General features: G+C 61.9%; 5 protein-coding genes, 1 tRNA gene and 1 pseudogene. 2 read left to right on the top strand and 5 right to left on the bottom strand.

Translation table 11 applies throughout. The features are described 5' to 3' along the window. Nucleotides 1-3,228 (top strand): annotated as a pseudogene (locus J1C49_RS19010) (hypothetical protein); the annotation flags it as partial. A 261-nt stretch (nucleotides 3,229-3,489) separates the two neighbouring features. Here the strand turns inward: J1C49_RS19010 and J1C49_RS19005 are convergent. Continuing rightward, nucleotides 3,490-3,738, bottom strand: a complete 249-nt coding sequence (locus tag J1C49_RS19005) for a hypothetical protein (protein WP_227447422.1) — start codon at nucleotides 3,736-3,738, stop codon at nucleotides 3,490-3,492. Nucleotides 3,739-3,816: 78 nt separating this feature from the next. Beyond that, nucleotides 3,817-5,787, bottom strand: a complete 1,971-nt coding sequence (locus J1C49_RS19000) for a Na/Pi cotransporter family protein (protein ID WP_227447421.1) — start codon at nucleotides 5,785-5,787, stop codon at nucleotides 3,817-3,819. 136 nt (nucleotides 5,788-5,923) lie between these two features. On the opposite strand from J1C49_RS19000, the gene J1C49_RS18995 reads away from it, so the two are divergent. After that, nucleotides 5,924-7,489, top strand: coding sequence for an inorganic phosphate transporter (locus J1C49_RS18995; RefSeq protein WP_227447420.1), 1,566 nt, complete (start codon nucleotides 5,924-5,926; stop codon nucleotides 7,487-7,489). A gap of 65 nt (nucleotides 7,490-7,554) precedes the next feature. On the opposite strand, the gene J1C49_RS18990 is transcribed toward J1C49_RS18995, so the two are convergent. The 3 genes from J1C49_RS18990 to J1C49_RS18980 form a co-directional block, all read right to left on the bottom strand. Beyond that, nucleotides 7,555-7,631, bottom strand: a tRNA-Arg gene (locus tag J1C49_RS18990). A gap of 59 nt (nucleotides 7,632-7,690) precedes the next feature. Next, on the bottom strand, nucleotides 7,691-8,170 hold the full coding sequence (locus tag J1C49_RS18985; protein ID WP_227447419.1) for a GNAT family N-acetyltransferase: 480 nt from the start codon (nucleotides 8,168-8,170) through the stop codon (nucleotides 7,691-7,693). Nucleotides 8,171-8,262: 92 nt separating this feature from the next. Continuing rightward, nucleotides 8,263-9,687 (bottom strand): DUF6880 family protein, encoded by a 1,425-nt coding sequence (locus tag J1C49_RS18980; protein ID WP_227447418.1) that lies wholly within the window; start codon nucleotides 9,685-9,687, stop codon nucleotides 8,263-8,265. Nucleotides 9,688-9,718 lie beyond the last annotated feature (31 nt).

The following is a 9,718-nucleotide window of genomic DNA, read 5'->3' as shown; positions in this document are numbered from 1 at the left end:
CTCAATGACGGCCTGCAATTTGATGGCATCGAAGAGCTTATCTATTACGGCGGGACGGGCGCTGACCGCGTCGAGGTCGTCCTCTATGACGAGGATATCTTCAATGGCGAGATCCGCGGGGGCGCCGGTTCGGCCATCGATGTGCTGCGTCTCGACCTGAGCGCCTTCACGGAAGACATTCAACGGATCAACGGGCAGATCGTCGGCGAGAACAACGCCACGGCCGCGCTCAGCTATTCCGGGTTCGAGCGTGCCGAGGTGATTGGCGGATCCGGCAACGACATTCTGGCGCTCACCTCGCCTGTGGCCATCTCGGAGAACGATGCCTTCGTCGATGGCGGCGCGGGCAATGACAGCATCACCACCGGGTTCGGCAACGACACCCTCATCGGCGGAGACGGGGACGACACCCTGGCTGCGGGCGAGGGCAATGATCTGGTCATCTATGAGGTCGCCTCGAACAGGGCGACCGTGCTTGAGATTGGCAATGCCGTGCGGGTCATTTCGCCGGCCGGCACCGACCTGTTGATTGGTGTCGAAACCATCGAATTCACCGATGGCACCTTCAGCGTTGAAGAGCTGAGCGACCGCCAACTGACCGGCGGTTTGATTATCGGGACCTCCACGGATGTGTTTGCCGTGCCCTACCTTCCCACAACTGTCGACCTCGAATATTTCGCCCGGATCGTTGCCTATGGTCGTACAGGCACGCAGGATGAAGACACGGAATTCGACGCGCTCAATGAGCAATGGGGCTATTCCCTGGGCGAGCCGATTGTGGGCAATCCGACCGAGGGAACGGGGTTTTACGCGATACCTGCCACATCGCCGATCGGGGCCCCGATCCTCGCCATTCGCGGAACCTCCAATCTCGGGGACATTCTCACCGACTTCAATCCCGGCATCATCGGGCAAGACCAGGTCGACCTTGTCTGGCCCCAGATCGCAAGTTTCTTGCGGCTCAATCCCGGCACGCATCTGACGGGCCACAGCCTCGGAGGTGCACAGGCGCAGTACATTGCCGTTCGTGCTGCGGAGGAAGGGTTTGATATCGGCCAAGTCGCCACCTTCAATTCACCGGGGATCTCGCGCGAATTGGTTGAGACCTATGACGCCCTTCCGGACTCACAAACCGCAGACGCAGTGCATCATTTCATAGCTGAAGGCGACCTTGTCAGCATGGCGGGCGAAGCGTTCATCGACGGCACGGCCACCTATTACAGCTTTGACCATTTCAGCCCCCTCCCCTGGACCCAGCTGATAGCGGCCCACACAACACAATGGGCGCAGCCGGTGCTCACGGGCGCAGAAGGCTATGATTGGAACCTGGTCCGCTTCGACTCCGGCGCAGCCTTTGTCGGAGCCCTGAGCGCCGAGGAGTTCAGCCATCTCTATGGTGGTGTAGGCACCGGGTTGGATTTCAGCCTCGAATACCTCTCGCTGATGCTGACGGTCGCGACCGTTGACGTCGCCCGCATCATCACCGGCGAGCTGGATGTCAACGAGATCCTGACCGACTCCGGTGAAGATCTGATCGCCTACTATACGGAAAGCGACGCGAATCCGCCCTCCGGCCCCTTTCTTGCAACCCGGATGATGACCCGCGCCAATCTGGAGAGCATGCGCCAGGATATCGGGTTTTCGGTCTTCGGGTTTCTCGAATTTGTCGAATTGACGGCCGCCGCCATCGAGACAATTCAGGCTGGTTTGCGGGTCTTCGCGACGTGGACGCTGGATCAGTTGCGCGCAATGCGCGACTGGGGGGTTGATTTGTGGCGTGGCATCGCGAGCTTTACCGCCGAGGTCTGGAATGCGGCCGTCGATTGGACGGTCGAAACCTGGGACAACCTTCAAACCCTTGCCGCTGAGACCTGGGACCTCGCGGTTGATTGGACCGTGGAAACCTGGGAAGCGGTTGGCTCCTGGACACAAGAGACTTGGTCTGCGACGACCGAATGGGGCGCGGAGCAATGGTCGAATTTTGCATCGCTGTCTGCCCAAGCGCTGGAAGCAACTGCGGCTTGGGCCGCAGAGACCTACGAGAATGCTGCGCGCTGGACCAACGCGACATGGAACAGGTTTTTCGGCTCAACGCCCGAGGATGTGGCGCGTGCCGGTGACGACAGTCTCGACGGAACCGATGGCAATGATGTGCTGAACGCCGGGTTTGGCGATGACACGATTATCGGGGGGGCGGGCGCCGACACGCTTGTGGGGGACGACGGAAATGACAGCCTTATTGGCGGTGCGGATGCAGATGTCATCAATGCAGGCAACGGGCGCGACACCGTAACGGGCGGCGATGGGGCGGATCAGCTCAATGGCGGAGCCGGAAATGATCTGATGTCTGGCGACGGCTCCAATGGTGGCGAGAACTCACCCGTGCAGATGGCCAATCCCAGCAATCCCAACGCCGGAGACGACACGCTCTCGGGCGGGCCGGGCAATGACACGCTTCATGGCAACGGCGGCGCGGATTCGATCATTGGCGGTCAGGGCTTTGACGTCGCGGATGGTGGTGCGGGCCATGACACGCTGACCGGACTCAACGGTTTCGACAGCTTGTCCGGCGGTGACGGCGACGATCTTCTGCGTGGCAATTTCGGGAATGATACCATCGAGGGGGATGCCGGGAACGACACCCTTGAGGGCGGTCTGGGCTTTGATTTGCTGGCCGGTGGCGCCGACAATGATCTCATTTCCGCGCGCGACGGGTTCGACACTTTGGTAGGCGACGCCGGAGACGATACGCTTGAGGGTAACAATGGCAATGACAGTCTTGATGGCGGTTCGGGCAATGACCTGCTCGAAGGAGGCCTCGGGGCGGATACCCTGACGGGCGGCTCAGGCGATGACCGGCTGGTCGGAGCCAACGGGTTTGACGTGCTGAGCGGCGGGACTGGCAATGATACGGTGCTTGGCAATGCCGGCAATGACCGGGTGGATGGCGGACCCGGAAATGACACGCTTCAGGGCGGTCTGGGGGCCGACACCTTCGTGTTTTCTGCCGGAGCCGATGTGGTTGTAGATTTCCAGAACAACGTCGATGCTATCGAGATCGCGTCGGAGTTGTTGAGCGAGGCCATGCCGGTTGTCGGTGATTTGCGCGGCTATTCGAGCCTGAATGCGAATGGCGACCTGATGCTGGATTTCGGTGGTGGCATCACACTGACATTTGTGGGGGTGAGCAATACCAGCGCGATCCTCGATGAGACGAGCCTGATTTAAGCGCCCGGCACCTGCAGGTGTCCGCCCCCATCGAGTGGCCCGGCACTGTCAAGGCACGATTGCTTCAAACGGGCTTGGCGGTTTCGTCGCTTCGCCGGATGAGCCAACCTGCCCTGCGCCCGGTAAACCGCGCTTTCTTCGGGTCGCCCTGTTGAGGTTCAGGTCCTCAACGGATCTTTGGTGATACGCCCACGGAGTGAGCGCTTCGGGGCGCGTGTGCAGGCCACGGCATGCGACGCACGGAGCCCCCCCTGCACGCGATCACCCGAGTTCTTTCAGGAGCCATTCCGCGCGTTCGAGATGGGTGCGCGCAATTTGAAGCTTCCCCTCCAGCCGGGCCTTCTTGTCCGCCGATGCCGTCGAGGCGATCTCTGCCTCCAGATCGGTCGCCTTGGCACGGAGCTTGCGGAGGACTTTCTCCACATCATGTGGCTTGATCTTGCTCGCCTTTCCGCTTTCCAGCCGCTCGTTGTATTCTTCCATTTTCGAAACGAGTTTCTTCAGACCCATCTTCGGCTTCCCCATTTTTTCCGCGGCTCAACCGACGGCTGGTGTGCACTCAAGGCCCCTCGCGGGACCATCTGTTTCCTAAGCAGGCGGGAGGCCCTTCGGGGCCGTCATCACCTCGTCGAGTTCCTCTTCGTCCAGCGTCAGGATCCGTTCCACTTCCGCCATCGCGTCATCCCGGTCGATGTAATAGCTGCGGGCGGCTTCAATCAGATCACGCATGGCTCCATAGGCATATCCGGAATCGTTCAGGAAGGATGTCGCGGCCGCCGCGCTCAGATGCCCTTTCCTGATTAGGGCCTCAACACGCTTGGCGGTCGAGCGGGCATCCTTTTCGACTTGCGCGCGCTCCTGATCAAGCCACAACGCACTGCGGTCTTCCGGCTCCGCGAGCCCCAGCTTGCGAATTTCGATCACGATCCGCGCGATCTCCGTCCGCAGTTCGTCATAAAGCTCGGTGGTCACGCCACTGGGCCGGACCGTGTAGCGCAGAATGTTCTTGCGCAGATGTTTGATCGATTTCACGGATTGCACGATTTCGCTGGCAACGTCGCGCAAGGCATAGATGCGTTCCGCGATCTCCGGCTCGTCCCGCAAGTTGCCGGCGCGCGTCGAGAACTCGACAATGCCGGAGTAAAGCGTCTTCACGCGATGCTCGTAGCCTTCGTCAATATCGAGATCCAGCGGCGCCCGGCTGCGCCTGACAAGGGCCGCCACGTCGTTTGTCGAGTAAACCTGATCACGGTGCAGGTTCAGACCGTGCAGGATCAGTTCCGCCGCGTTCTCATAAAGGTGCAGCACTTCCTTTCGCAGCGCGATTGCCAGCGATTGAGGAAATTCGTCGACAGCCTCGTTGAGATAACGCGGACGGCTGACATCCGGCGTGGCTTCGACGATGTGGCGTTCCAGAAAAGCGATCAGCCGAGACAGAAGCGGCAGCATCAGTGCGACGCCAAGCACATTGAAGATGGTATGAAACACCGCCAGCTTCAGGGCATAGTCTGTTGCCCCGATCCCCACCAGATCGCTGATCCAGTCTACCGCCTCGCGCAGGGGCACAATCAGGACCAGCGCCACGGCCGCGGTCGTCACGTTGAAGATAAGGTGCGCGAGCGCCAGCCGTTTGCCCTGAAAGTTTGCCCCCAGCGAGCCGAGGATCGCCGTGATCGTTGTCCCGATATTTGCGCCGATCGCCAGCGCCAGCGCGTTGTCATAGCTGATCTGACCGGCGGCGAGGGCCGTGAGGATCAGGACCATCGTTGCATGGCTCGACTGCATGACAACCGTCGCAACGGTTCCGACAAGGGAATAGACGGCAAGGCCCAGCAAGCCCGACAAGGCAAAGCGCGTGAGGTCGATCTGATCCTTGAAGGCGTCAAAGCCCTCTTTCATGTGATGGATGCCCAGAAACAGGAACCCCAGCCCCGCCAGCGCATAGCCAAAGCCCCGCAACGCCTTCGATTTCTGGAACACCAGCACGATGCTGATCGCGATCATGGGCATGGCATAGGCCGCGATATCGACCTTGAGACCGAGGCCCGCGACCAGCCAGGCGCCGGTCGTCGTCCCGATATTGGCACCAAAGATGATCCCGACACCGCTGATAAGGGAAATCAGCCCCGCGCTCAGGAACGATATGGTCATGACCGAAACGAGAGAGCTCGACTGCAGCAATGTGGTCGAGACGATACCGAACATCAACGCGCGCGGCGTGGAATGGGTCGCCCGCTCCAGGAGCTTTTCCAGCGTCCCGCCGCCAAGCAGCTTGAAGCCGTCTTCAAGCATCAGCATCCCGAACAGGAAGATGGCGACACCCGCAGCGATTTCCCGCGCGTCAGGACTTAACCAGAACGCGAGCAGAAGCGCGCCGATGGCAACCGGCAGGAAATAACGCGTCACGTCTCTGCGCCAGACTGTCTTGCCGCTGCCAATCCCGCTTTCGATGCTGCTGCCGATAAGGCTCCCGTCGGCGATGACGGTGCCGCTGTCTGTCGCGGCAACTGCACTCCATGCATCAGCGCAAGCCGCGTTCCCTGAGATCGCTTCACCCAAAACCCTCCCGTGTCCGGCGATGTAATGCAGAGACATATCGTCGCTTGAATATGCTGTCTTTGATCTGGCTCATTCTGGGAAATGGCAAACATGACATGATCGCCCCTCAATTGGGTGTAACGGGGGGGCTAAAACCGTGCTGAAAACAGAGAATATCGAACATGCCGTTCAGCGGAACAGAGACGAGTTGTTCCGCTTCGGCACAGCGCTGTTGTTTATCGTTGGCATCATGCTGTTCACCATCGTGAGAACCGATGGCGGGATTGATGGCACCCTGATGGTCGCGGCTGCGATGATCGGCGGCTACATGGCGATGAACATCGGTGCGAATGACGTGGCCAACAATGTCGGCCCGGCCGTCGGGTCACATGCCATCACCCTGACCGGAGCCATTGTCATCGCTGTCTTCTTCGAGGCGGGTGGCGCCTTGATTGCGGGAGGTGAGGTTGTCGGAACGATCAAGAGCGGGATCATCGATCCCGACCTCGTGGCGGACCGGAACACGTTCATCTGGCTGATGATCGCGGCGTTGCTGGCCGCGGCGGTCTGGCTGAACCTCGCAACGGCGGTTGGCGCGCCGGTATCGACCACGCATTCAATTGTCGGCGGCGTTCTTGGCGCCGGTATCGCGGCCGCAGGATGGAACGTCGCCGACTGGTCGGTGGTGGGCCAGATCGCTGCCAGTTGGGTGATCTCCCCCATGCTGGGCGGCTTGATCGCTGCGGGCTTTCTCTATTTCATAAAGCGCTCGATCACCTACCAGAGCAATGTTCTTGACGCGGCGAATCGTGTGGTTCCCTTTCTCGTGGCGATCATGGCCTGGGCCTTCACGACATATCTGATGCTGAAAGGCATCAAGAAGATCGTCACCGTGTCCTTCCCGGTCGCTCTGGTGATCGGCTTGGCCATGGCCGCCGTCATCTTCATGCTCATGCGACCCTATACGGCCCGCCTGACAGCGCGTCTTGAGAACCACAAATCAAGCGTCAACGAACTGTTTACGATCCCGCTGATTTTCGCCGCAGCACTTCTGAGTTTTGCGCATGGGGCCAATGACGTGGCCAATGCCGTTGGGCCGCTGGCCGGGATCAACGAAGCCATCATGGATGGCGGCATCTCCACCAAGGCGGGCATTCCGCTTTGGGTCATGGCGGTCGGGGCGATCGGGATTTCCCTGGGGCTAGCGCTTTACGGGCCAAAGCTGATTCGCACCGTCGGCAGCGAAATCACCGAACTCGACAAGATCCGGGCCTTCTGCATCGCCATGGCCGCGGCCATTACCGTCATCATCGCATCGCAACTGGGGCTTCCGGTCAGCTCGACCCATATTGCCGTCGGCGGCGTGTTCGGTGTCGGCTTTCTGCGCGAATACATCAAATCGAGCTACGCGCGGACGATCGATCAGATCAGGGATCACCACGCGCAATCGGACCCCGAGGCCGTCGAAACGTTCCTGAAGGAATTCGAGGCTGCGGATGTGGCAACCAAGGGCGACATGTTGCGCAACATGAAGGCCGAGAGCTCATCCAACCGTCTGCTTGGAAAACGCGAAAGACGCGGTCTGGGTCGCGTGCACCGTGTCGAACTGGTCAAGCGCAACCTCCTGCTTCGGATCGCAGCGGCCTGGATCATCACCGTTCCGGTCGCGGCAACCATGGCGGCAATGTTCTTCTTCATGATCCGTGGAATGCTGTTGCCATAGACGCGCGGGGGATTGGCGGCTGCGCGCAGCCGCCGAACGCCGCCGGAGAGGCATCGAAACGAAACTGGCGATCCCTGAAGGACTCGAACCCTCAACCTGCTGATTAGAAGTCAGCTGCTCTATCCAGTTGAGCTAAGGGACCGCTCTGGCGCAGGTTTGCCCCGTTTCGTGCCCTCTGGCAAGTCGCTCGGCGCGCCATGACTACAAGTTGCGCGTCATGAACACGCTGAGCGGATCTTCCCGGTATGTGCCGAAGGGTGGGCAATAGGCAAACCCCGCCCGCTCATAGAGCGCGCGCGCCGCGGCAAAGCCCGATTCGGACCCGGTTTCCAGCCAGACCGTTGTGGCGCCTGCGGCCCGCGCCGCGTCGAGCAGACCTGTCAACAAGGCATGTCCCAGCCCCTGACCGCGATGCGACGCCGCAATGTGCATCGATTTCAACTCGACCGCACCCGCGATCGGCATGACGTGATCCAGCGGCTGAAACGCCCCGATGGCACAGACCGTCCCCGCCCCGGTCCGCAAGACGAAGAGCCGCGCGCCGGAGCGCCGCAAACCGGCTGCATCAAGCACATGACAGCTTTCTTCCGGACTCTGCGCCCGCATCAACGCGTGATGCGCCGCGATCAGCGCCTCCGCGCCGGCATCATCACCCAATACCGGTTCAAACCGTAGCGCCATCACACACCCTCTTACGCCCTCCGCGCGGTTGGGCCAGTGCGGCGACGACCGACCCGCGCCATTTCAACCCCGCGACCACCGTGCCCGACCGGTCAATCGACGCGCCGCCAGAAACCCGACTTCCGGCCATGCGCGCTGCGCAACCCGCTCAAATATGCCTCATGCGTCGGATGCCCGGCATAATCCATGATCTCCGCATCCGCCGCTGCACAAGCGGCCAGATGCCGCGCAGCATGGCCATAGCGTCCGGCGCGCGCACGGGACAGGGCAAAATCGATCATCGCCCGCCACAGCAGCACCGCCGCCAGCGGATGCGCGCCGGTCAAGCCATCGGCAAGGGGCGTCAGCACCTCGTAGGCCTCGCCGTCAATCTCCGCGTGCCGTGCCATGACCAGCTCCGCCGCGAGGGTCATGTCCGGTGCCTCCAGGGCAAAACCCAGCGCCGCTTCGACGGGGGCAAACGCAAGCACGTGCTGCCGTGCTGCCTCCTCCGCCTCGATATCGTCGAAATCCGGCAGCAGCTTCAGATGACGGCGCAGCGCGGCGGGGCAAAGCCGGGTCTCGAACCGCCTCCACAGCGCGGCGCGCAGATCCTCCGTCCGGCCCAGAGCCTCCAGACAGGCGAAATGCGCCGCGTCCAGATCCGCCTTGTCGAGCCAGAGGTCATCATTCGGTAACGCGGCTTCGACAAGCCTCAACGCCTCTTGCGCACGTCCCGCCTCCAACAGGCGGGCGGCGGCTTCAGGGGCGATGGTGTGGAAGGTCAGTTGCTCGGGCGTATAGCGTGCCAGCCACGCGTCCACGTCACCCTGAAGGTCCGCGACATCCTGAAGGATCATGGCAACGGTTCGGTCGCGCGCCACCCGCGCCCGGTCCGCGCGCTGGCCCGGGTCGGTGATGAACCCGTAGAGCATGAGGTCAGCCTCGCTCAGCGGCGCGGCACGCGCCGTTTCGGCCAGCGATTTCAGCCGCGCCAACCCGCTGTCGCCGAGGGCATCCGCCAGCGCCTGCACCGCATGATCGAACGCGCCATAGCCGTCGACGGAAACCGCCTCGAACACATCCTCCGCCAGCGCCTCTGGGTCCTTCGTCAGCGTCGGGGCCAGCCGCGCGACCGCCTCCATCGTGCCTGCCATCGCGTCGCCGATCGTGCCCCGGCTGTCATCGGTGCGCTCATGGATGCCGGCCGCAAGGTGCAGCTGCGCCCACAGCAACTCAAAGCCGAGATCCGGGGCCTCCGGGGCGATACGCGTCTCGATCAGCGTCGTGAGATCGGCCAATTCCTTTGCCAGGGTCTTTTGCGTCTTGCGCGAGATGAAGCTGCGTCCCCGCCGGATCGAGGCAAACCGCTTGCGCACATCCGCCGCGACCGCCTCCGGTCCCAGATCCGCGGCCAGAGCCATCCGGACCCTGCGCTGGCGGGCCGCATCCCCCTTGACGCATTCCAGCAGCAGATCGGCCAGCGTCTCTGCGCCCAGCGCTGCAAGATTCGCCTTGTTCAGAGCCTTGCCTGCCATCGCCATGCCCCCAGACATATGAAAAAGGCGC

Origin of the sequence: Cognatishimia sp. F0-27, from assembly GCF_020667845.1 — a bacterium.
GTDB lineage: Bacteria > Pseudomonadota > Alphaproteobacteria > Rhodobacterales > Rhodobacteraceae > JAFMPQ01.
The sequence above is the reverse complement of the archived record's forward strand: the minus strand, read 5'-3'. Positions and strand labels throughout refer to the sequence as shown.